Source organism: Streptomyces antioxidans, from assembly GCF_000968685.2.
GTDB classification, from domain to species: Bacteria; Actinomycetota; Actinomycetes; order Streptomycetales; family Streptomycetaceae; genus Streptomyces; species Streptomyces antioxidans.
Window position 1 is genome coordinate 63790 of the sequence record NZ_LAKD02000002.1, and the last position, 22457, is coordinate 86246.

The 22457-nt window shown below is 71.3% G+C and carries 24 protein-coding genes; 10 read left to right on the plus strand and 14 right to left on the minus strand.

The window, feature by feature from the left end; translation table 11 throughout:
• Positions 1 to 86: 86 nt before the first annotated feature.
• The 3 genes from VT50_RS02190 to VT50_RS39495 all read right to left on the minus strand — a co-directional run bounded on the left by VT50_RS02190 (position 87) and on the right by VT50_RS39495 (position 1716).
• Complete coding sequence (locus VT50_RS02190) at positions 87 to 1148, minus strand: aromatic ring-hydroxylating oxygenase subunit alpha (protein ID WP_046084970.1); 1062 nt, start codon at positions 1146 to 1148, stop codon at positions 87 to 89.
• A 128-nt stretch (positions 1149 to 1276) separates the two neighbouring features.
• Complete coding sequence (locus VT50_RS02195; protein WP_046084918.1) at positions 1277 to 1555, minus strand: DUF4190 domain-containing protein; 279 nt, start codon at positions 1553 to 1555, stop codon at positions 1277 to 1279.
• 5 nt (positions 1556 to 1560) lie between these two features.
• Complete coding sequence (locus tag VT50_RS39495; RefSeq protein WP_046084917.1) at positions 1561 to 1716, minus strand: hypothetical protein; 156 nt, start codon at positions 1714 to 1716, stop codon at positions 1561 to 1563.
• Positions 1717 to 1866: 150 nt separating this feature from the next.
• Between VT50_RS39495 and VT50_RS02200 the strand changes: the two genes are divergently transcribed.
• Positions 1867 to 2502, plus strand: a complete 636-nt coding sequence (locus VT50_RS02200) for a TetR family transcriptional regulator (protein ID WP_046084916.1) — start codon at positions 1867 to 1869, stop codon at positions 2500 to 2502.
• On the opposite strand, the gene VT50_RS02205 is transcribed toward VT50_RS02200, so the two are convergent.
• Positions 2468 to 3799, minus strand: a complete 1332-nt coding sequence (locus tag VT50_RS02205) for a M6 family metalloprotease domain-containing protein (protein WP_046084915.1) — start codon at positions 3797 to 3799, stop codon at positions 2468 to 2470. The two genes, VT50_RS02200 and VT50_RS02205, sit on opposite strands and share 35 nt — an antisense overlap.
• A 318-nt stretch (positions 3800 to 4117) precedes the next feature.
• Between VT50_RS02205 and VT50_RS02210 the strand changes: the two genes are divergently transcribed.
• Both VT50_RS02210 and VT50_RS02215 read left to right on the plus strand, forming a co-directional pair.
• The gene (locus VT50_RS02210; protein WP_046084914.1) at positions 4118 to 4768 is read left to right on the plus strand and encodes a TetR/AcrR family transcriptional regulator; all 651 of its coding nucleotides are present in this window, start codon (positions 4118 to 4120) and stop codon (positions 4766 to 4768) included.
• A gap of 182 nt (positions 4769 to 4950) precedes the next feature.
• Positions 4951 to 6462, plus strand: a complete 1512-nt coding sequence (locus VT50_RS02215; protein ID WP_046084913.1) for an MFS transporter — start codon at positions 4951 to 4953, stop codon at positions 6460 to 6462.
• Between the two features lie 123 nt (positions 6463 to 6585).
• Here VT50_RS02215 and VT50_RS02220 read toward each other — a convergent pair whose 3' ends face one another.
• The gene (locus tag VT50_RS02220) at positions 6586 to 7086 is read right to left on the minus strand and encodes a MarR family winged helix-turn-helix transcriptional regulator (protein ID WP_046084969.1); all 501 of its coding nucleotides are present in this window, start codon (positions 7084 to 7086) and stop codon (positions 6586 to 6588) included.
• Positions 7087 to 7213: 127 nt separating this feature from the next.
• Here VT50_RS02220 and VT50_RS02225 point away from each other — a divergent pair, with 127 nt between their 5' ends.
• Entirely contained in the window at positions 7214 to 7996 is a 783-nt protein-coding gene (locus VT50_RS02225) for a dioxygenase family protein (RefSeq protein ID WP_046084912.1), read from the plus strand.
• A 141-nt stretch (positions 7997 to 8137) separates the two neighbouring features.
• On the opposite strand, the gene VT50_RS02230 is transcribed toward VT50_RS02225, so the two are convergent.
• A complete protein-coding gene (locus tag VT50_RS02230) occupies positions 8138 to 9277 on the minus strand; it encodes a questin oxidase family protein (protein WP_046084911.1) in 1140 nt (379 codons plus the stop codon).
• Between the two features lie 134 nt (positions 9278 to 9411).
• Positions 9412 to 9861: a hypothetical protein gene (locus VT50_RS02235; RefSeq protein ID WP_053048453.1), complete on the minus strand. Its 450-nt coding sequence runs from the start codon at positions 9859 to 9861 to the stop codon at positions 9412 to 9414.
• A 373-nt stretch (positions 9862 to 10234) separates the two neighbouring features.
• On the opposite strand from VT50_RS02235, the gene VT50_RS02240 reads away from it, so the two are divergent.
• Positions 10235 to 11239, plus strand: a complete 1005-nt coding sequence (locus VT50_RS02240) for a sigma-70 family RNA polymerase sigma factor (protein ID WP_046084910.1) — start codon at positions 10235 to 10237, stop codon at positions 11237 to 11239.
• Between the two features lie 121 nt (positions 11240 to 11360).
• Here VT50_RS02240 and VT50_RS02245 read toward each other — a convergent pair whose 3' ends face one another.
• Positions 11361 to 12098: a 3-oxoacyl-ACP reductase family protein gene (locus VT50_RS02245; protein ID WP_046084909.1), complete on the minus strand. Its 738-nt coding sequence runs from the start codon at positions 12096 to 12098 to the stop codon at positions 11361 to 11363.
• A 306-nt stretch (positions 12099 to 12404) separates the two neighbouring features.
• Here VT50_RS02245 and VT50_RS02250 point away from each other — a divergent pair, with 306 nt between their 5' ends.
• From VT50_RS02250 to VT50_RS02260, 3 genes are all read left to right on the plus strand, one after another.
• Entirely contained in the window at positions 12405 to 13166 is a 762-nt protein-coding gene (locus tag VT50_RS02250) for a DeoR/GlpR family DNA-binding transcription regulator (RefSeq protein WP_046084908.1), read from the plus strand.
• Positions 13163 to 14107, plus strand: coding sequence for a 1-phosphofructokinase (pfkB, locus tag VT50_RS02255; RefSeq protein ID WP_046084907.1), 945 nt, complete (start codon positions 13163 to 13165; stop codon positions 14105 to 14107). Before VT50_RS02250 ends, pfkB begins: the two co-directional genes overlap by 4 nt.
• Positions 14108 to 14192: 85 nt before the next feature.
• Complete coding sequence (locus VT50_RS02260; RefSeq protein ID WP_046084906.1) at positions 14193 to 16295, plus strand: PTS fructose transporter subunit IIABC; 2103 nt, start codon at positions 14193 to 14195, stop codon at positions 16293 to 16295.
• A 7-nt stretch (positions 16296 to 16302) separates the two neighbouring features.
• On the opposite strand, the gene VT50_RS02265 is transcribed toward VT50_RS02260, so the two are convergent.
• Together VT50_RS02265 and VT50_RS02270 are read right to left on the minus strand one after the other, a co-directional pair.
• A complete protein-coding gene (locus VT50_RS02265) occupies positions 16303 to 17331 on the minus strand; it encodes an FAD-dependent oxidoreductase (protein WP_046084905.1) in 1029 nt (342 codons plus the stop codon).
• Positions 17332 to 17408: 77 nt separating this feature from the next.
• Entirely contained in the window at positions 17409 to 18551 is a 1143-nt protein-coding gene (locus VT50_RS02270; RefSeq protein WP_046084904.1) for a P1 family peptidase, read from the minus strand.
• 202 nt (positions 18552 to 18753) lie between these two features.
• On the opposite strand from VT50_RS02270, the gene VT50_RS02275 reads away from it, so the two are divergent.
• Positions 18754 to 19296, plus strand: a complete 543-nt coding sequence (locus VT50_RS02275; RefSeq protein WP_240529010.1) for an AMP-binding protein — start codon at positions 18754 to 18756, stop codon at positions 19294 to 19296.
• A 3-nt stretch (positions 19297 to 19299) separates the two neighbouring features.
• Positions 19300 to 19488, plus strand: a complete 189-nt coding sequence (locus VT50_RS02280; protein WP_046084903.1) for a hypothetical protein — start codon at positions 19300 to 19302, stop codon at positions 19486 to 19488.
• Positions 19489 to 19495: 7 nt separating this feature from the next.
• Here VT50_RS02280 and mscL read toward each other — a convergent pair whose 3' ends face one another.
• From mscL to VT50_RS02300, 4 genes are all read right to left on the minus strand, one after another.
• Positions 19496 to 19987: a large conductance mechanosensitive channel protein MscL gene (gene mscL / locus VT50_RS02285; protein WP_046084902.1), complete on the minus strand. Its 492-nt coding sequence runs from the start codon at positions 19985 to 19987 to the stop codon at positions 19496 to 19498.
• 108 nt (positions 19988 to 20095) lie between these two features.
• Positions 20096 to 20782 (minus strand): RcpC/CpaB family pilus assembly protein, encoded by a 687-nt coding sequence (locus tag VT50_RS02290; RefSeq protein WP_078840589.1) that lies wholly within the window; start codon positions 20780 to 20782, stop codon positions 20096 to 20098.
• A 322-nt stretch (positions 20783 to 21104) separates the two neighbouring features.
• Entirely contained in the window at positions 21105 to 21950 is an 846-nt protein-coding gene (locus tag VT50_RS02295; protein ID WP_046084900.1) for an S-methyl-5'-thioadenosine phosphorylase, read from the minus strand.
• Between the two features lie 99 nt (positions 21951 to 22049).
• On the minus strand, positions 22050 to 22442 hold the full coding sequence (locus VT50_RS02300) for an FmdB family zinc ribbon protein (RefSeq protein WP_075200277.1): 393 nt from the start codon (positions 22440 to 22442) through the stop codon (positions 22050 to 22052).
• Positions 22443 to 22457 lie beyond the last annotated feature (15 nt).

A 22457-nucleotide genomic window follows, 5' to 3' on the forward strand; every position in this document is an offset into this window, starting at 1 on the left:
CGTGGGCGTGCCGCTCGTCGGCCTGTCGCCCGCCGCCCACCCGTCGCCCGCCGCCACCCTCAACGGAGGCGCTGCGCGCCGCTCGTTCATTTCGCGGCCACCAAGGGCGCGGTCTTCTCCCCTTCCGCGGCGAGGCGGGCGAGGATGCGGCGCGCGGCCAGCCCGCCGGTGTCGATGTTGATGCTGAGTTCCTGATAGCCCTCGCGCTCGGTGTCCAGCGCCTTCTGGAGCACGTTCAGCGCCGCCACGTCCTGGAGCACCACGGTCCGGTTGAGGTCGTGGAGGAAGGTGGAGACCTCCTCGTCGTCCCGCGCGAAGTCCCGTGAGACGGCCCAGAAGTCGTACACATGGCGGTCGGTGGACGGGGTGATGGCGTAGGTGATCTCCACATGGAAGGCGTGGGGATCGGAGCCGTCCGGCTCCGGCACCACCCCGACCGGGGCGATCCGGCTGTGCAGCAGATACAGACAGGGCGCGTGGTACTCGATGTCCTGCCAGCGGGTGATGCGGCCCTCGATGCCGGTGGAGCGGGCGTAGAAGGGCGGACACTCGGCGTCGTCCATGTGCCGGCTGACCCGGACGACGCCCGCGCCCTCGTCCACCTCGGTGGTGATCGGGGTCTCGGCGACCTCGGGGGTGCCGATGTAGCCGCCGTGCAGATACGTCTCGTGCGAGAGGTCCAGCAGGTTGTCCACCAGCAGGCCGTAGTCGGCGTCGATCGGCTCCATGCCGCCCACCGTCGTCCAGCGCGGACCGGCCAGCCACGGGGCGCGCGGCACCGCGCCGGGGTCGGCGAGCGCCGGGTCCCCGATCCACACCCACACCAGCGAGTCCCGCTCGACCACGGGGTAGGAGCGGACCCGGGCGGTGCGCGGAACGCGCTTCTGACCCGGTACGAACACACAGCTGCCGCCGGTGTCGTAGGTGAAGCCGTGGTAGCCGCAGACGACCGTGTCACCGTCGAGACGGCCGGCGGTGAGCGGATAGCGGCGGTGTACACAGCGGTCGGCGAGCGCGATGACCTTGTCGTCGGACTCGGCGCGGTAGAAGGCGATGGGCTCGTTGAGGATGGTGCGCCCCAGCAGCTCGCGGCCGATCTCGCGGCCGTAGGCGGCGACGTACCACTGGTTCTTCGCGAAGGCGGTCATGCGTGCCAGCGTGGTGACGCCCGTCACGTACGGGCAACGGCCCTTCCACTGAGTGGAAGGGCCGCTGGGGGGAAGGCCGCTGGGTGGCAGGGCCGCGGGGAGGTGTCCGCGGTGGACCGCCGGGCGGGTCAGCCGCCGAACTGCCAGAAGACGGAGTGGTTCAGCGTCAGCAGGACGATCAGCAGGACGACATCGGCGATGCCGAGGGTGATCCCGAGCAGTGCCCGGCCCCTGCGGTGGGTGTCCCGGGCGATCGCGAGCGTCCCCAGGACGATCGCGCAGGGCCCGAAGACCGCGTTGAACAGCAGCAGACCGATCAGACCGAGCACGAAGGAGGCGACTGCCATGCCGTCGGCGTCCCGGCGCGCCCGGACCGGGGAGATGCGGGACGGTGCGGTGAGTGCCATGGGTCTCAGCTCCCCTTGTGTCCGGTGCGTTCGCGGATGAAGAAGACCAGCAGCCAGGCGCCGATGGCGCCCGCGGCGGCGAGGAAGAGGGGGAGCGGGGTGTGCGCCGCCGCCCCCAGAAGCACTCCCATCAGGGCGAGTGCCGCGACGATGAAGAGCATGGGTGCCTCTTTCGAAGTGACGATCGGGATGCGGTTGGCGTGCGGGCCGTCATCGTTGGGTGAACACTTGGAAGCACAACTGTTCACTGAGTTTTAGAGTACCCCGCCGAAGCCTGGAAAAATTCAGCGAACGGCTGTTTACTGAATGATGTGAGTCACAGGTGCGGGGTCCGGCAGGCCCAGAAGGAGAAGACGCGGCGCGCGCTGATGGACGCGGCGCTGCGGCTGCTGGAGGACCAGAGCCTGAGCAGTCTGGGGCTCCGCGAGGTCACCCGGGCGGTGGGGGTGGCGCCGGCCGCGTTCTACCGGCACTTCCGGGATCTGAGCGATCTCGGTGTCGCGCTGGTCGAGGAGAGCCTGGGCAGCCTGCATCACATGATCAACGCGGTGCTGGCCGGTCAGGAGGGTGACGAGGAGCGGATCGAGGCCGCCGTCGACGCGGTCGCCGAGCATGTCCGCCGCTACCCCGCCCACATCCGCTTCATCGCACGCGAGCGGCACGGCGGGGTGCGCGCCGTGCGCGAGGCCATAGCCGCCGAGCTGGACCGGTTCGCGGACGAGGTGGCCACCGCCTTCTGTCCGCAGCTCCCGGCGGAATCCTGGCCACCGGAAGATGTCCGGATGCTCGCGGAGCTGTATGTGGACCATATGGTGATGACCGCCACGGCGTTCCTGGAGGCGCAGGCCGACCACCCCGGGGCCGCGGAGGAGCGGAAGGTGGCCGCCACGGCGCGCAAGCAGCTGCTGCTGATCAGCCTCGGGCGCCACCACTGGCACGACGAGTGATCTCCACGCCGTAGTCGCCCGCCGCGTCCCGGTCGGTGACGTGGACGCGTATCCGTATGCCGTTCGCCTCGGTGTCGAAGGTCTCGCCGGGCGCGTAGGCCGCGTCGCTCAGTCCGGGGTGGACATTGCGCTCCTTGGTGCAGCCGCGGCCGTGGGGGGTGGAGTCCACGATGCTGACCGGGCCGCCGCCGGAGTCGACACCGGTGTTCACCCGGGAGATCAGCACCCCGGGCTTGCATATGGCCTCGTCATTGCCGCCGGTCGCCCGCGCCTCGATGGCGTAGCCGCTGGACGGCGAGACGGGGACGAAGACCATCTTGGTCCCCTCCGGGCGGCTCAGCGGGGACAGGGTGTGGGCGAAGACACCGGAGCGGGCGGCGCACGCGATCTGCCGCGGGCCGAGCCAGCCCAGCTTCCACTTGTGCCAGGCCAGCAGGTCGTTGCCGGGTCCCCAGTCCTCGGACATCACATCCCAGTGGCCCGCCTTGTCGCCGCCGGCGTGGGTGTAGAGGTCGGGCAGCCCGAAGACATGGCCGTTCTCATGGGGCAGGACGCGGAAGCCGGTGCGGCGCAGCGAGCCGGAGCCGTCGTCCTGGCGGCTGTAGACGAAGGAGACATTGGCCAGCGGAACGCCGTCGGCGGCCGGGGCGCGCTGGTTGTCGGCGTAGGTGACGGACAGCACGGCATGCGCGGCCGGTGGTCCGGCGTTCGGGGTGACCAGGATGTTCACCAGGTCGTAGCGGCGGAAGTCGACCTTGGGGTCGGCGGACTTGGCGATGTCGGCGACGAGTTTCCGATAGCCCGGGTCGAAGGGGCTGCCGCGCTTGATGCCGTAGGCGCGGAACGGGTGCGGCATCCGCAGCCAGTGGGTGATCGGCATCGCGGGGCGGTAGTCCAGCCGTCCGTACGAGCTCTGCGCGAACCATCGGGTGGTCTGGGGGAAGAACTCCTCGAAGCGCTCGCGGGCGGTGCCCTGGCCGCGGACATCGGGGAAGTCGATCATGAGGTTGAGGGCGTGGACGGTGCCGGTGCTGTGGCTGTAGCCGCGGCCGGTGGGTATGCCCTCGGCCATCTGGAGCCCCGGTCCTGAGGCGAGGGCGCAGGGCGCGAGCGAGCCGAGGGCCGGGCGCGCGGAGGGCGCCGGGGCCTGCTCGGGGGGCGCGGGGCGCTCGGGTCGCGGAACCGCCGCCGGGGCGGCCATCGCCGCCGTGAGCACGGCGGCGATGGCGAACGCGCTGCCTCTGCGGGGGCGGCGTATTCGTATGCGGGGGCGGGCGGTCCCATGCGTCTGGTCCATTGCCGACCACGGTGTGACGGTGCGGACCGGGGCGCCCGTGGGGTGCCGCCGAACGGCGGAATGACCTGCTCCGTCCGGGCGGCGGGGGTGTTGCGAGGGTGTGAGGCAGGTCACCTACGGACCCGGAAATTCCGGGGACTCATTCCCCGTTTAACCGAGCGAACGCATAAACGGGGACTCACTCCCCGGAAAAGTTGAAGCTCGAAAAAGTTGAAGCCCGAACGTCATGGCCGGGGTGCGGCGCCGCCGCCAAGCCGCCGGAGCACCGGCCACCGAGAACCGTACGCGTGGAAGCCGTACGCAGAAGGGAGTGCTGTCATGGCCGCCGACACGACGACCGCGAAGTCCGCACAGCCCCGGCTGCGCGCGGACGCCCTGCGCAACCGGGAGCGCATTGTCGCCGCCGCCCGAGAGGTGATCGTCGAGTGCGGGGCGGATATCCCCCTCGATGAAATCGCTCGACGGGCAGGGGTCGGCAATGCCACGATCTACCGGCACTTCACGGACCGCCGTGAGCTGATCCACCATGTGGCGCTCTCGGTGATGTCCCGTGTCGCCGGCCAGGCCGAATCCGCCCTGGCCGAGGAGGCCGACAGCTTCTCGGCGCTGCGGCGCTTCGTCCACGCCGCGGCGGATGAGCACATCGGCGCGCTGTGCCTGCTGCTCTCCGACGGCCTCGACAAGGAGCACCCTGATCTCATCGCCACCCGCGACCGCCTTGCGGCCGGTGTCGAGGCCCTGACGGGGGCCGCGAAAGCCGACGGCAAACTGCGCACCGACATCGGCGTCGGTGACCTGATGGTCGCGCTCAACCAGCTCACCAGGCCGCTGCCCGGCAGCGCCTGTGTGGACTTCGAGCCCTTTGTGCACCGGCATCTGCAGCTGTTCCTGGACGGTCTGCGCACCCCGGCGCGCTCGGAACTACCCGGAAAGTCCGTGACCTTGGAGGATCTGCGACACAGGCCGTGACCGTGACATAAATCGCACGCGGCCGATCCCGGAGCACCGCTCATTCCGCGCACGTTGACAGGTCTTCCTTACGTGCGTCGGCGTCTCTCGCCATCTCTTACCCAACACCCTGTGCCGGTCTGACCTTGATCGGCCCCTTACGTCCCGTTTCTCACTCTCCGCACCGCTAGGTAGGCCCACCCATGCCTGAAACGGCTCAATTCGTCGATCCCCGGCGCTGGAAAGCGCTGATATTCATCGCCCTCGCCCAGCTGATGGTCGTGCTCGATGCGACCATCGTGAACATCGCGCTGCCCAGTGCCCAGGCCGATCTCGGCATCTCCGACGGCAACCGGCAGTGGGTCATCACCGCCTACGCCCTCGCCTTCGGCGGACTGCTGTTGTTCGGCGGCCGGGTCGCCGACCTGTGGGGACGGAAGCAGACCTTCATCGTCGGTCTGATCGGCTTCGCCGCCGCCTCGGCCGTCGGCGGCGCCGCGCTGAACACCGGCATGCTGCTGGGCGCGCGCGCCCTCCAGGGTGCGTTCGGTGCGCTGCTCGCGCCCTCCGCGCTCTCGCTGCTCGCGGTGATGTTCACCGACCCCAAGGAGCGCGCCAAGGCGTTCGGTGTCTTCGGTGCCATCGCCGGTGGTGGCGGTGCCGTCGGTCTGATCCTCGGTGGTGTGCTCACCGAGTACATGGACTGGCGCTGGACCTTCTTCGTGAACATCCCGTTCGCCATCATCGCCGCGATCGGCGCGGTCGCCGTGATCCGCGAGCCGGTGGAGAGCCACAACTCGTCCCGGCTGGACATCCCCGGTGTGATCCTGGCCACCACCGGTCTGGTCTCGCTGGTCTACGGCTTCACCCGCGCCGAGTCCGACGGCTGGTCCGCGGGGCCGACCGTCGGTCTGTTCGTCGCCGCGGCCGTGCTGCTGCTCGCCTTCGTGGTCGTCGAGTCGCGGGTGAAGGCTCCGCTGCTGCCGCTGCGCGTGGTCGCCGACCGCAACCGCGGCGGTGTCTACGCCTCGCTGGCCCTCGCCGTCATCGGCATGTTCGGCCTGTTCCTCTTCCTCACCTACTACATGCAGGTCGTCAAGGGGTACAGCCCGGTCAAGACCGGCTTCGCCTTCTTGCCGATGGTCGCGGGCATGATCACCGGCTCGACGCAGATCGGTGCCCGGCTGATGACCCGCGTCCCGGCGCGGCTGCTGATGGGGCCGGGCTTCCTGGTCGCCTCGGTCGGCATGCTGCTGCTGACCCAGATCGACCTGGACACCTCGTACCCGGCACTGATCCTGCCCGGGTTCCTGCTGCTCGGTCTCGGCATGGGTACCGCCTTCATGCCCGCGATGAGCCTGGCCACGCATGGTGTCCAGCCGCGTGACGCGGGGGTCGCCTCGGCGATGGTCAACACCTCGCAGCAGGTTGGCGGCGCCATCGGCACCGCGCTGCTGAACACGATCGCGGCGAGCGCCACCACCGAGTACGCCAAGTCGCATGCGGCGGGCGCCCCTTCGCGTACGGCGCTGCAGCTCCAGTCGATGGTGCACGGCTACACCTCCGCCATCTGGTGGGCGGTCGGCATCCTGGCGCTGGCCGCGGTCATCGCCATCACGTTCGTCAACGCCGGACAGCCGAAGGGCGGCGGCGCGGTCGCGGGCTCCTCCGGTGAGGGTGCGGCGGAGGACGCGGTTCCGGTGATGGCTCACTGATGCGCTGACGCCCGCTCGCTGGACTGTCCCGTTGGACTGTCCGTATGCGGTCTGACGTCGTCAGGTGAGGGCCCCGCTCCTCGAGGAGGAGCGGGGCCCTCGTGGGTGTGGCGCCTCGGGGCGTCAGCGCAGCCAGGGGAGGTCGGCGCCGACCGGTTGGAGGCCGTCCGCGATGATCTGGCATATGGCGCCGAACTGCTCGACCTGCTCGGGGGTGAGCCGGTCGAAGATGGCCGTCCGTACGGCGGTGACATGGCCGGGGGCGGTGTCCTGCAGCACCTTGAGCCCCTTGTCGGTCAGGACCGCGTTCTGTCCGCGCTTGTCGTCGGGGCAGTCCTCGCGCCGGACCCAGCCGTCCTTCTCCATGCGCGCGATGGCATGGGACAGCCGGGAGCGGGTGATCTTGGCCGCCTCGGCCAGTTCGGTCATCCGCATCCGGTGGCGGGGCGCCCAGGAGAGCTTCACCAGCAGGCCGTAGTAGACGTGGGGCATGCCCGCGTCACGCTGCAACTGGCGGTCGAGGTGGTCCTCCAGGAGCATGCTCGCCTGGACATACGCCTGCCAGCTGCGCTGTTCATCGTCGGTCAGCCAACGCGGCTCGTCGGCGTCTGAGGGGGTTTTCATGGCGTCGTCCACGCGTCCATTCTAGGGAATTCTCTTTGAAGCTTAAATAACTGTGCACTACAGTGATAACAACATGCTTGATACTTCAAGCATTTTGGTGAGGTCTGTCGACTGACGAGGAGTCCTCATGTCCGCGCTCGACGGGCGCATGCCCGCGCTCTACCTCAGCCATGGTGCTCCGCCGCTCGCCGACGATCCGGTCTGGCCGGGACAGCTCGCCGCCTGGGCCGCCGGGCTGCCCCGGCCCAACGCCATTCTCATGATCTCCGCTCACTGGGAAGAGGCTCCCCTGGCCATCGGCGCCACCCAACAGGTGCCTCTGGTCTATGACTTCTGGGGCTTTCCTCAGCACTATTACCAGGTGCGGTACGCGGCGCCGGGTGCCCCCGAACTCGCCGAGCGGATCCGCAAGACGCTGCGCACGGCGGGTACCCCGGTACAGGACATCCCCGAACGGGGGCTGGACCACGGGGCGTATGTGCCCCTGGTCGAGATGTATCCGGAGGCCGACATCCCGGTTCTCCAGGTCTCGATGCCGACCCTCGACCCGCGGAAGCTGATGGAGATCGGCCGGAAGCTGGCGCCGCTGCGGGACGAGGGCGTCCTGATCGTCGGCAGCGGCTTCTTCACCCACAACCTGGCCGCGCTACGGCATACGGGCCCGATGCCGCCCAGTTGGTCGGCCGAGTTCGACGACTGGGGGCAGCGGGCCCTGGACGCGCAGGACATCGACGCGCTGCTGGACTTCGAGCACACGGCCCCGGCGGCGGGGCTCGCCCATCCGCGCATCGAACACTTCGCGCCGTTGTTCGTCACGCTGGGCGCGGCGGAGGCGGAGCCGCGCGGCCAGCGGAGCGTGATCGACGGGTTCTGGATGGGGCTGGCGAAGCGGTCGTTGCAGTTCGGGTGAGGGGGAGCGGGGCTTCAGGGGCGGGGTTTCAGCGGGTGTGGTTGCTCAGCGTTGCTCAGTGTTGCTTAGCGGGGTGTGGTTGGGCGGGTGCGGCGCGGTGGGGTGTGGCTGAGCGGGCGCGGCCGGGCCGGGGCTCGTGCGTCAGAGCGCCGGGTCGATCATCGCGCAGGCGTGCAGCGCGGCGGCCAGGGCCGTCGGGTCCGTGCCCCGGGCGACATCGAGCGCGGTGTCGGTCAGCTTGATGGCGTGCTCATCGCCGTGCGCGGCGGCGCGGGCGAAGACCTCCTCGGGGGTGACGCCCGCCACGGGTGGCAGCCGGTCGGCCGGGAGCGGTTCCCGCGGCGCGTACACCGCCGTGACCGCCGCGCTCGCCGCCCATGCCGCGTCCAGGCTCGGCGCCCACAGCTCGCGCGGCAGCGCGGGCAGGGCGCGCAGGACGGCGTTGGGCGCGGTGGCGGCGTGGACCAGCATGATCGGTTCGCCGTGGCCGTGGGTGGCGTAGCGATGGGTCGCGGCCCGTACGAGCTCGGTGAGGCGTCTACGGGCCTCCTCGTGCTGGTCGGCGGGGTTTTCGGGACCCTCGGGCGCCGCGGAGCCATTCGGGCCGTCGGGGTCCGGGCCGGGAGTGGGGTCGGCCGTCCGGCCGGGCTGCGGGGCGGCGGGCGGCCAGGTGGGGAGGGCGGTGAGCCGGGCCAGCCGCTCCCGTATGCCCCCGCTCTGGTCGGCGATCGGCTCCACGGCGGCCAGCGCGTCGGCCGCCGACCCGGAGGCGGGGCCCGGCCGCTGGTGGAGGGGCGGCAGCGGGGCGTGGCGGGCGGCCCAGTAGCCGAGGGCGTGGGCCAGCTCGGCGGTGCGGGGAGCGGTCGTGGTGCCCGGGTCGTCCAGGAGGGTCCGTACGGCGTGGCCGACGCGGATCACCGGATGGGTCGCGCCGCCTGCGATACCCGGCAGCAGCCGTGGCCACCACACGGTGAGCACGTCCTGCCAGGGGCGGTCGGCGAGCTCCCGGTCGAAGTGGGCGGGCCAGTCGGCGAGCCGGCGCGGATCGCCGAGCGCCTGGCGCCAGTTCCGCTCGGTGATCGGGGCGTACGGGCGCGGCATCTCCTCCAGCTTGTGGCGATAGTGGTCCAGCCAGCGGTGCACGGTGCGTCCCTGGCCGTGGCGCACCAGTGCCTCCACGGCCATCGGCGCGTGATTGCTCAGCCAACCGTGACGCTCGGGGCCGGAGGCATGCAGTCGCTCGAGGGCTTCGTCCAGGGTTCCACTCGTGTCGTCTGTCATGGCCTCACGCTAGGGAGGGCGGGGCGGCGCCGGAACGGACCGGGGACGGAAGCGTGCGGGGACCAATGACCTAAGCCGGGCCGTCGGGTCGTCGGGCCCTCGGTTCCGGGGGCCGGTCCTCCGGGGGCTGGAGGTCACTCCCGGGCGCGTTCCGCCCGTACGTGGAAGACGTAGAACGACATGCCCAGCATCATGAGCCCCGCCCCCAGCCCGATCCCCGAGGCCCGGTACACCGAGCCCCCGCTCACGGAGTGCAGAAAGCCGATCGCACAGCCGAGGACCGTTCCGTAGAGCACGGCCCGGAGCTCCGGCATCAGGCCCCGCGTCATCCTGCCGAGGGCGTAGCAGAGGGCTCCGACCACCGCCGCCGAGAACACGCCGAAGACGGCGGCCGTGGGGATGGTGGAGCCCTGGTTGTGGGCCACGAACATCACCCAGCCGCCATAGAGCACCGCCAGGACGGCCGGGACGCCCCAGGAGGCGGAGGGGTGCGGGCGGAGGGGGAGCCGCGGATGAAGGCGCAGATGGAGCCTTGGATGGCGGCGGTGGCTCACGGAGGTGGTGGGGGCTGTGGGGGCATTCATGGCGGTACCTCCTCATCGCCGCGTCCCCGCCCTGGCCTGTCACTTTCCAGCGCACACCCATGCGGACGGCCGGGCAACCCGGTGCGATGCGCCATACGGGCAACCGGCAGCGCCCGAGATTCGTCTTGACAGGTGGGAGAGGGGCGGGAGAGCCGCGAGAGGTCGCCGCACACGGGGTCTGACCTGCGCTTCCCGGGATCTCGGCAGTACGCTGACCCGCGTGTGGCTGGACAGGATACTGCATGATCGTAAAAAGGTGGGGGCCTGATGGGAATTCTGTCCTGATTCCAGTCGTTGTTTCCATCGGACGGGGCACCCGATACCGGAGAGTCCGTCCATAGTCCGCGCCCGATCCATCTGTAAGGGAGCACGCATGGCAACCCGTGCCGTCGCCCGTAATCAGTCCGCCGCCGGTGGTGGCGCTGATGGGGCCAACAGCGTTCGCGCCTCAGGCGGGGAGATCGCCGATCGCGACCTGGTCGGCATGTATCTCGACGAGATCGCCCGCACCCCGTTGCTGGACGCGGCGAAGGAGGTCGAGCTTTCTCAGTCCATCGAAGCGGGGGTGTACGCCCAGCAGATCCTGGACGGGGAGGTTGAGGACACCCCTGCCGCAGGTGCGAGCCGCGAGGAGCTGGAGGCGATAGCCACCGAAGGTGCCCGCGCCAAGGACATCTTCATCCGCTCCAACCTGCGCCTCGTCGTGGCTGTGGCGCGCCGCTATCCGCGCAGTGGCCTTCCGCTGCTCGACCTGATCCAGGAGGGCAACGCGGGCCTGGTGCGCGCGGTGGAGAAGTTCGACTACACGAAGGGGTTCAAGTTCTCGACCTATGCCACGTGGTGGATCCGTCAGGCCATCACGCGCTCGATCGCGGATCAGTCGCGTACGATCCGGCTGCCGGTCCACCTGGTCGAGGAGCTCGGCCGGATCCGCCGGGTGCAGCGGGAGTTCAACCGTGAGCACGGCCGCGAGCCGGAGCACACCGAGATCGCCGAGGAGCTCGGCTCCACGATGGAGCGGGTCTCGGACGTGCTCGACTGGGCCCGCGATCCGGTCAGCCTGAACATGTCGGTGGACGACGAGGGGGAGACCCAGTTCGGCGATCTGTTGGAGGACACCTCGGCCGTATCGCCCGAGCAGTCGGTGATGACGCTGCTGCGCAGCGAGGAGCTGGAGGACCTGATCGGCCGCCTCGACGACCGCACCGCCTCCATCATCAAGGCGCGGTACGGCATCGATGACGGCCGGGAGCGCACCCTGACCGAGGTCGGCAAGCAGCATGGCCTCACGCGTGAGCGGATCCGCCAGATCGAGAAGCACGCATTGCTTGAGCTGAAGAAGATGGCCCGCCAGACCGGTTTCGACGCAGCGGCTTGAGATCGCAGGCCAGGAGAGCCCAGCCACCCCTTCCCCTCCAACCCCACCCCTGGACCGAGCCCCGGCGCCTCCCCCCCCGGCGCCGGGGCTCGCTTGTGTCTATCTGTCTGCCTGGGGCTGGTCAGGCGGCGAAGCCGCCGTCCACGGCGATCGACGCCCCGGTGAGGTAGCGGCCGCTGTCGCCCGCGAGATGGGCCACGGTCGCCGCGATCTCCGAGGGGCGGCCGTAGCGCCCGAGCGCGGTGAAGCCGCTCTGGAAGGCGGCGCTCTCGCCGTCTGCCGGGTTCATATCGGTGTCCACGGGGCCAGGGTGGATCAGGTTGGCGGTGATTCCGCGCGGGCCGAGCTCACGGGCCAGGGCCTTGGTGAGGCCGGTGAGCGCGGTCTTGCTGGTCGCGTAGAGGCTGCCGCCGGGGAAGGCGGCCCGCTCGGCCATGCAGCTGCCGATGTTGATGATCCGGCCGCCGTCGGCCATATGCGCGGTGGCCGCCTGCGCCAGGAGGAACGGCGCCCGGACGTTCACGGCGAGGGCCCGGTCCACATCGTCCAGCGACAGCTCGGCGAGGGGGCCGAGGGCGCCGACACCCGCGTTGTTGACCAGGATGTCCAGGCGGCCGAACTCGGCGGCGGCCCCCTCCACGGCGGCCAGCACCGCCTGCGCGTCGGCGCCGTCGGCCTGCACGGCCCAGGCGCGGCGGCCGAGCGCCTTGATCCGGTCGACCACATCCGCCGCGCGCCCGGCCTGGCTGTGGTAGGTCAGGGCGACATCGGCGCCCTCCTCGGCGAGCCGGATCGCCACGGCCTCACCGATGCCCCGGCTGCCGCCGGTGACCAGGGCCGCCTTGCCGTCGAGTGTCATGCCTACTCCTCTGCTCCTGTGCGCCTTGTATTTCTGTTATGCGGTGAAGGTCCCGATGTGTGGTGTTCTCGGGGAACATGACTCGATCCTGGCCGGGTGGGGCGCGGAAGTCCGGCGGGATTCGGACGGTGCGCTACGGCGAGACGGTGCGCTATGGCTATGGGCGGCGGTCCGGAATTCCTCGACGCGGTACAAGACATGCCCGGTCGAGTCTGCTTTGTGTCCGAGTCTGTTTACTTTCCTGCATCGCCCCCGTAATCTGGCCGCGAAATCACAGGTTCGGGCATGGAAGGGACGCAAACCCACATGTACGCACCGGAGCGTCAGCAGGAGATTCTCCGGCTCGCCCGCGAGAGCGGGCGGGTGGATGTCCTGTCCCTCGCCGAGGGATTCCAGGTCACCGCCGAGACCGTACGGCGTGATCTGCGCGCCCTCGACCGGGCGGGGCTCGTCCGCCGTGTGCACGGGGGCGCCATCCCGGCCGGGCGGCTGGACTTCGAGCCCGATCTCGCCGAGCGCGAGTCCACCGCCGCCGACGAGAAGGACCGCATCGCGCGGGCCGCCATCGCCGAGCTGCCGACCGACGGCAGCGTGATCATCGACGCGGGTTCGACGGCGGCCCGGTTCGCCGCCGCCCTCCCGCTGGAGGCCAAGCTCACCGTCGTCACCCATGCCCTGCCGGTCGCCGCCCGCCTCGCCGACCACCCCGGTATCGCGCTGCACCTCGTCGGCGGGCGGGTCCGCCACCGCACCCGGGCCGCCGTGGACGCGTGGGCGCTGCGCGGCTACGGCGAGATCAAGGCCGATGCGGTCTTCCTCGCCACCAACGGCTTCTCGCTGGACGGCGGGCTCACCACACCCGATCTCGCGGAGGGCGCCGTGAAGAGCGCCATGATCGCGGCGGCCCGGAGGGTGGTGCTGCTCGCGGACTCCGCCAAGTTCGGCCGGGAGCACTTCGCCCGGTTCGGCGGCCTGGACGATGTCGATCTGCTCATCACGGACATCGGGCTCAGCCCCCAGGACGCCCTGGCCATCGAGCGTCAGGGCACGGAGGTGGCACGCGCATGATTCTCACCGTCACCCCCAACCCCAGCCTGGACCGTACGTACGAGATCCCCGCGCTGGAGCGCGGCGCCGTGCTACGGGCCACGGCCGACCGGGTCGACCCCGGCGGGAAGGGCGTCAATGTCTCGCGCGCCGTGGCCGCCGCGGGGCAACGCACGGTGGCCGTGCTGCCGCTCGGCGGACCAGAGGGCGCGCTACTCGCCCGGCTGCTGGGGGAGTTGGGCATCGAGGCGGCGGGTGTGCCCGTGGCGGGCTCGACCCGGGTCAACATCTCCGTGGCCGAACCGGACGGCACCCTCACCAAACTCAACGCGGGCGGGCCCGTACTGAGCGCCGCCGAGGCCGAGGCGGTGCTGGAGGCCGTACGGACCAGGGTCGAGGGCGCCGACTGGATCGCCTGCTGCGGCAGCCTGCCCCGGGGGCTCGCGCCCGAGTGGTACGCCGAGTTGGTGGCGCGGGCCCACCGGGCGGGCGCCCGGATCGCCCTGGACACCTCCGGCCCCTCGCTGACCGCCGCCCTGCGCGAGCGCCCCGATGTGGTGAAGCCCAACGCCGAGGAGCTGGCCCAGGCCGTGGGCCGTCCGCTGGCCACCGTGGGCGAGGCGGTCAAGGCGGCCGAGGAACTGCGTGGGCTGGGCGCCCGCGCGGTGCTCGCCAGCCTGGGCGCCGACGGCCAGCTCCTGGTCGACGAGTCCGGCGCGTACTTCGGCACCGCACGGGTCACCGCCGTACGCAGCAACGTCGGCGCGGGTGATGCCTCGCTCGCCGGATTCCTCGCGGCGGGCGGCTCCGGGCCCGCCGCGCTCGTCTCGGCCGTGGCCCATGGCGCGGCCGCGGTGCGGCTGCCGGGCAGCGCCATGCCGACCCCGGCCGACCTCGACCCGTCCGCCGTGACCACCACGTCCGACATCCCGCTGGACCGTGTGCTCAAGGAGCCCGCGTGACCGGCCGACCCCACTCCCACCCCCCAATCCCCACTCCGTCCGCCCGCCTTCCCCAGGGCGGCACCGCATACAAGGGAGCCGCGAGATGAGTGAGCTGATCACCGCGGATCTGGTCGACCTTGACCTGTCCGCCGACACCAAGGAAGCCGCCGCCCGGTCGCTCGCCGAACGCATGGTCGAGGCGGGCCGGGTCACCGACCTCGACGGCTTTCTCGCCGATGTGGCGGCGCGCGAGGAGCAGATGCCGACCGGCCTGGACGGCGGCATCGGCATACCCCACTGCCGCAGCGCCCATGTCACTGAGCCGACCCTGGCCTTCGGGCGCAGCGCGGCCCGGATCGACTTCGGCGCGGCGGATGGACCGGCCGATCTGATCTTCCTGATCGCTGCCCCGGCGGGCGCGGACAGCGACCATCTGACGATCCTGTCGAGCCTGGCGCGGCAGCTGATGAACGCCGACTTCACCGATGCGCTGCGCTCGGCCGACCGGCCCGAACAGGCGGCCGCCCTGATCCGGGGCGAAGAGCCCGCCGCGGGGGAGCCCGCCGCTGCTGGACCCGCTGGGGTTGAGCCCGCTGGGGTTGAGCCCGTCGCCTCCGGCTTGGCCGCCGCCTCCGGCTCGGCTGCGTCCACCGGCGCCTCCCAGACCGGGTCGGAGCCCGCGGTCCCCTTCCGGATCGTGGCCGTCACGTCCTGCCCCACCGGTATCGCCCACACCTATATGGCCGCCGAGTCGCTGGAGAACGCCGCTCGTGAGGCGGGGGTCGAGCTGGTCGTCGAGACCCAGGGCTCGGCCGGATTCGACAAGCTCCCCACCGCCACCATCGCCGCAGCCGACGCGGTGGTCTTCGCGCACGATGTGGAGGTGCGGGAGAAGGCCCGCTTCGCGGGCAAGCCAACGGTGGACGTCGGGGTGAAGGCGGCCATTAGCCGCCCCGCCGAGCTCATCGCCGAGGCGCGCGGGAAGGCCGCGCGGGGCGAGGTCGCCGCACCGGCCGACGGCGCGTCGGAGGGCTCGGCGCCAATGGACGCGGATGGTGCCGCCGGTGACGGCTTCGGCACCCGGCTGCGCAAGTGGCTGATGACGGGCGTCAGTTACATGGTCCCGTTCGTCGCCGCGGGCGGTCTGCTGATCGCGCTCGCCTTCGCGATCGGCGGTTACGAGATCGCGAGTGCCAAGTCCGTGGCGGACCACTTCGTCTGGACCGAGACCAGCAGCTGGGCGGCGCTGCTCTTCCAGATCGGCGGTGCGGCGTTCACCTTCCTGGTGCCGGTCCTGGCGGGCTATATCGCCTACGGCATGGCCGACCGGCCCGGTCTGGTCCCGGGATTCGTGGGCGGCTACATCGCGACCACCATCAAGGCCGGATTCCTCGGCGGTCTGGTGGCGGGTCTGATCGCGGGCGCGGTCGTCATGGCCATCCAGCGGTTCAAGGTCCCGGCGTCGATGCGCGGCATCATGCCGGTGGTGGTGATTCCGCTGGTCTCCTCCGCGATCGTCGGTGTCCTGATGTTCGTGGTGATCGGCAAGCCCATCGCCTCCGCGCAGGAGGCGATGACCGACTGGCTCAACGGTCTCTCCGGTGCCAACGCCATCGGCCTCGGCGTCCTCCTCGGCCTGATGATGTGCTTCGACCTGGGCGGACCGGTCAACAAGGTGGCCTACGCCTTCGCGACCGGCGGTATCGCGGTGTCGGACCCCTCCACCGGAAGCCTCAAGATCATGGCCGCGGTGATGGCCGCCGGTATGGTCCCGCCGCTGGCGATGGCCCTCGCCACCACCGTGCGCGGACGGCTGTTCACCAGGGCCGAGCGGGAGAACGGCAAGGCCGCCTGGGTGCTGGGTGCCTCCTTCATCAGTGAGGGCGCCATTCCGTTCGCCGCGGCGGATCCGCTGCGGGTGATCCCCTCCTCGATGGTGGGCGGCGCCGTGACCGGTGCGCTGTCGATGGCGTTCGACTGCACGCTGCGCGCCCCGCACGGCGGCATCTTCGTGGTCCCGCTGATCGGCCAGCCGTTCCTCTACCTGTTGGCCATCGTGGCGGGCACGGTGGTCTCGACCGGTCTGGTGGTCTTCCTCAAGGGGCTGCGCAAGACGGCGGAGCCTGAGGCCCCGGGCCAGGCGGGCGGCGGTGCCGCCGCGGGCGGCACCACCGAGGACGAGTCGAAGGTGGCGGTGGCGGTCTGACCGCATCTCAGCCACCCCCTGTCCGGCCCGGCGGGCCGCCCACCTCCGTGGGCGGGCCGCCGGTCTCCGTGGGCAGACCGAGCGAGGCGTAGTAGGCACCGAGCGCGGCCTCGCCACCCGATCCCATGGCGGTCGCGATCCGCTGGAAGCGGACCGACCGCAGATCACCGGCGGTGAAGACCCCGGGGTGCTGGCTTCCCGGAGGGCAGTACCCGGACCGGTCGGCCACCACGGCCCCGGCCGGGGGCGCCGGGACGCTGCCCAGGTTGAGGAGGGCGAGATCGGCCGTGAGCGCCCGCCGCTCGCCCTCCACCGTCTCGACCTCGGCCGTGATCGGTGCCGATGCGGTCCCGGGCCTCAACTCCAGCCGCCGCACGGCCACTAGCTCCACCCGCGGGTCCCGCCGGATCTCCTCGGTCTTGTAGGCGTCCTCGGGCGGATGCGCCACCACAAGGCGGGCCCTGAGCTCCGGATGGGCCCGTGCCACGGTGCCCAGGGGCCGGTCCGCCCCCAGGACCAGCACCGTCCGGTCGTCGATGACCGCCGGATCCGCCTCCCACAGCTGCGGCAACGCCCGGCCCGCCACACCCCCGAGCCATCCCGCTCCCTCGGGACCCAGCGGCCCGACCCCCGTGGCAATGACCACATACGGAGCGGTCAGCCGCGAGCCAGCAGTCCGAGCGGACCCCGCATCCTCCTCGGTCTCCACCGGCTCCACGGTCTCCACCGACTTCATGGTCTTCACCGGCTCGATCGTGACCTCGACACGGTCGTCGAAGGCGTCGATCAGCGTGGCGCGGTGGCCCAGCTCCACCCGGCACAGATCACACCGCGCCAGATCGGCCCCGATCGCCGCCGCCAGATCCGGGCCGTTGGTGGCGGTAAGGACATTGCGCACCACCGGGATGCGCCGCAGCGCCCCGCACAGGGCGTCGCCCGACTCGATCAGCACCGAGCGCATCCCCACGCTCGCCGCCATCACGGCGGCGGCGCAGCCCGCCGGGCCACCGCCGACGATCAGCAGATCCGTATCCATCCGAAGCCCCCCTTCTCCTCATCGCGCCGGCCCGCTTCTCCCGGCCGGACGCATAACTTCCCTCCGGCCCCCGCGGATCAGAGGCCGTAAAGATCCCGGTAGTCGGGGAAGACACCGCCCGGGCCATCCACGGTCTCCGCCGCGAGCACCGCCTTGACGACCGCCCGGGTCAGCATGTCCGCCCCGGCCGCCAGCACCTCATTGAGCGCGCCGCTCTCCCGGTGCACCCCAAACGCCGGATCGCCGGCGTCCTCGGGGTCGCCCTCTGGTATCAGCGGGCGCCCGCAGGTGGCCAGGGCGAAGACTGTGTCGCCGTCGGACAGCAGATGCACGGGCCGGACGGCCCGCGCCAGACCGTCGTGGGCCGTCCCCGCGAGCTTCTGCGCCTGGGCCCGGGTGAGCACGGCGTCGGTGGCGACCACGGCCAGTGTGGTGTTCAGCGGAGGCCGTACCGACGCGGCCCACCGCCGCCCCGACTCGGTCCGCGCCGCGGCCAGCCGACGCATGGCCTCCACATGCACGGCCGCCCCGGGCCGGTGCGGCCCACCCTCCTCCGACGGCCCGTAGTGCTCCCCGTACAGCGCACCCGTACCCGGATTCACGACCGATCCCGCGGCGTTGGCCACGGCCAGCGCGGCCACCGTGACACCGGACGCCAGCGCCGTGGAGGCCGTACCGACGCCGCCCTTGATCCCACCGGCGACCGCACCCGTGCCCGCCCCCACATTGCCCTGGGCGACCGGAGCCCCCGTCTCCGATCCGGCCGCCGCCTCGACCGCCTCGCGCCCCAGCGCGGCGTCCGGGCGGGCCCGCCAGTCGCCGCCCCGGCCCAGGTCGAAGAGGGCGGCGGCCGGGACCACCGGAACGACCTGCGCCGGATCGGGGCCGACCCGGAAGCCCCGACCGTGGTCCTCCAGCCAGGCGGCCACCCCCGAGGCGCTGTCGAGCCCGAAGGCACTGCCGCCGGTCAGCACCACGGCATCGACGCGCTGCACCAGATTGCGCGGATCGAGGGCATCGGTCTCCCGGGTGCCGGGCCCACCGCCGCGCACATCGACGGCGGCGACCGCACCGCCCTCGGGGGCCAGCACCACGGTCGTCCCGGTGAGCCGTCCGCCGCCGGACCGCTGGGCATGGCCCACCCGTAGTCCGTGGACATCCGTCAGGCCGTCGGCCGGACCGGTGGGAGCTGATTCGGGTTGTGTCCGTTCGGCATCCATGGAAGCTATGCGTAGCACGGGAAGCCGTGGCAGGGTCGAGTAGCGAGCCGCGAGCCGCCCCCGTATCTGCCCTTCCGCGATCACCGCCGAAGAGCGCCGGACGGGATGAGGGCCTCTCATATAGGAGGCGTTCATCAGATGTTGATGGCCTGACAGCAATCTGAGCTGTATGCCGTTCGCCCCCGTCCGAAAGAAGACCGCCGTGCCCCGTACCTCTCGGACGGAGGGGCGCCCGACACTGGCCGCCGACTCTCGGCGGGCCGCCCGGGTGGCCCTCCGCTGGATCAGCGAGCCTGACCGCACCGAGGAGCTCACCCATGCCGAGCTGCTTGACCAGGCGGCCCGGGCCGCCGCCGCGCTCACCCGTCTCGGCGTCCGCGCCGGGGACCGGGTGGCGGTCCATCTGCCGCTGGTGCCCGAGTCCGTGATCGCCACGCTCGCCTGCGGCCGGCTCGACGTGGTCCGCGCCAGCCTTCCCGTGGGCCTGAGCCCCCGTGAGTTGCGCGGCCGGATCAGGGAGGTCGGCGCCAAGGTCGTCATCACCGCGGACGCCGGGCAGCACGGCGGGGAGATACAGCCGCTCAAGCGCCAGGTCGACCGGGCGCTGGTCGGCTGCCCCGAGGTGCGGTCGGTACTGGTGGTCCACCGGCTGGCCTGCCCGGTGTCCTGGAGACCCGGGCGTGATCTGTGGTGGCACGACGAGCTCGGCCGGTACACCGAGCCGCTGCCCGGGCCGTACTCTTGAGGCATGAGCACCGCCCCTGCCCCTGGACCGCGCGATCCGGCCGCCGCGCTGATCTTCGACGATCCCTTCGCGCAGCGGTCATCGGACGATACGGACCATGGGTGGGGCGAGCGGGTTCCCAGCGGCGACAGTGCCGACGATGCCGCTGAGCTGGCCCGGTTCCTCGACGAGAAGCCGCCCCACCACCTCTGATGGATTCCTAGGCGCTGGAGCCGCTGCCACCACCGTCGCGGACGGGGGCGCGCTGTGCCACCAATTCGTCGCGGATCTCGCGCAGCAGAATGATCTCCTCGGCGTCCACGACGGCCTGCTCCTCCTCCGCCTGCGCCGCCTTGGCGGCCCTCCGCGCCAGATAGCGCGACATCGGCAGCACCATCAGGAAGTACACCACCGCCGCGGTGATCAGGAAGGTCAGCACGGCGGAGAGCACACTGCCCCAGAGGATCGGGATGCCGTCGACGATGTCGCCCGTGGCATTGGTCTCGCAGGGCGCCTTGAGACAGGAGCGGTACTTCTCTAGGTCCTTCGTGCCGAAGGCTCCGATTATGGGGTTGATGAGGCCCTTCACTATCGAGTTCACGACGGCGGTGAAAGCGGCTCCAATGACGACCGCGACTGCCAGATCGATCACATTGCCGCGCATCAGGAAGGCTTTGAACCCTTCCAGAACGCTCACTTTCTCTTCGGCCATCTTTTCCTGGCTCAACCCACTGCCTCTCTTTCGCCGCTTCGGTGCTTGAGCGGACGGTCCCGCAACCTACACCCGCAGGTGAGAGGGGCATCAGGGGAGTCGGGGGAGTCAGCAGCGGCATAGCGTCACCGCCAATCGGGAGTCGGCCGCGGCTCCGGCCAGCGCGGTGGCGTCCGCTCGCGGCACCGTCAGCACCACCAGCGCCCCGCCGCCGTCCGCCGAGCCGTCGAGCACGCCGCCGCCGTAAGGCGCCTCATTGCTACTCGCGGCTGCGTCCGCGTCGGCCTTCGCATCGGCCTCCGGTGCGCCGCTGCCGTCGGCTCGGCCGTCCGTCGGGTGGGCGCTCCGCGCCCCCGGCACCTCGGCCACCCGGACCCCACGCGCGACCACCCGCGCCGTAGTGCGGGACGACCGGGCCCGTGCGGCGTCCGGAAGCGGTGTGGCCAGCACATCCACCCGGTCGCCGGGGTGCAGCAGCCGTACCGCCGCCGCGTCGGCGATCCGGATTGGCGCCGAGACCATGGCGGGGCGCGGGCCGCCCCGCCGCTCCTCGCCCGCGGGTGCGGGCGCCCGCGAGGTCACCGCGTCCGTGTGCCCCCGGCCCGACGGTGCGGCTGCCGCGAGCGCGGCGGCCGTCAGCGCCAGCCCGGCCGCCATCGCGCGACGGCGTCGCCGCACGGTCCGCCGCAGCCCGAATCCGCCGGTGCGCCCGGTGCGCACCGGATCGAAGCGTGGCACCACACGGGCCGGGGGAGCGGAGCGGGGTAACGCGAGGGTGGGGGACGGATGAGACATGGCACATCACCGCCTGCCGTGAGGGTCCGGGTGTTTCTGGCCCCCTCACCATGCCCGTCCCCGCCCGATCCCGCTCGGGCCTGTGGACGGCCACCGGGCTGTGGAAAACTCGGCCACCCGTGCGGGCGACACCCGCCCCGGGGCAGGCGTGAACCCCGCCCTGGGGCCAGGCCTGACCCCCGCCTCGCTGTGGGCACGATGCCCGCCCCGCGGCAGGCGCGGTACCCACCGCGCAGCGGGCGAGCACCAGTGTCGTCGTCCGGCCGCACCCGCACCGCGCTTGCCGGAGCTCGCCTACCGCACCGCGCTTGCCGAAGCCCGATTACGGAAGCTCGATCCCCAGGTCCCAGCCGTCGTGGGCGTGGGTGCACAGGCAGTCCCGGGTGGTGGTCTCCGGCAGCCTGCCCACCGCGTCGAAGAGCACCTCGCGCAGTCGGCCCACGTTCTCCCCGAAGACCTTCAGCACCTCGGTGTGGGTGACGCCCTCGCCGGTCTCCACCCCCGCGTCCAGATCGGTGACCAGCGTCAACGACGTGTAGCAGAGGCCCAGTTCACGGGCGAGCACCGCCTCCGGGTGGCCCGTCATGCCGACCACCGACCAGCCCTGCGCCGCGTGCCAGCGCGATTCGGCGCGGGTGGAGAAGCGCGGCCCCTCGATCACGCACATCGTCCCGCCGTCCACCGGCTCCCAGCCGCGTCCGCGCGCCGCGGCCACGGCCGCCTTCCGGCCCACCGGGCAGTACGGGTCGGCGAATGTGGTGTGCACCACATTGGGGATCCGGCCGTCCCGCAGCTGCTCGCCGTCGAAGTAGGTCTGCGTACGCCCCTTCGTGCGGTCCACCAGCTGGTCCGGGACGAGCAGCGTCCCAGGTCCGTACTCCGGCTGCAGCCCGCCGACCGCGCACGGGCCGAAGACCTGCCGCACTCCGAGCGAGCGCAGGGCCCAGAGGTTGGCGCGGTAGTTGATGCGGTGCGGCGGCAGATGGTGCTTGCGGCCGTGCCGCGGGAGGAAGGCGACCCGCCGCCCCTCGATGTCGCCGAGGACGAGCGAATCGCTCGGCGCCCCATAGGGAGTCTCCACGGTGATCTCGGTCACGTCGTCGAGGAACGTGTAGAACCCCGATCCCCCGATGACCCCTATGTCTGCTTGCCTGCTGGTCTCGACCATGTGATCACCCTAGCCACCCGTGGCCACGCGAACGACACCCCGCCGCCTCCCGGTGGAGGTGGCGGGGTGTCGATGGAGCTGAAGAACCAGGCGACCTGGTCAGGCGGCCGAACTCGACGTCGAGGACGACGAGGACGACGAAGACGACGAGGAATTCGAGGACGACGTCGACGACGAAGACGTCGAGGAGGACGAGGAAGAGGAATCCGAGGACGAAGACGAAGAGTCCGAAGACGAGGACGAGGAGTCCGGCGAGCCGGAGCTGTCGCTCTTCGCCCCCGACTTGCCTGAGCCGCCGCTCGAGCTGCTGGAAGAGGAGCGGCTGTCGTTCCGGTAGAAGCCGGAGCCCTTGAACACGATGCCGACCGCCGAGAACACCTTCTTCAGGCGTCCATCGCAGTTGGGGCACTCGGTGAGCGCGTCGTCGGTGAACTTCTGCACCGCCTCGAGGCCCTCGCCGCACTCGGTGCACTGGTACTGGTAGGTCGGCACGTTCTTCCTCCTGGC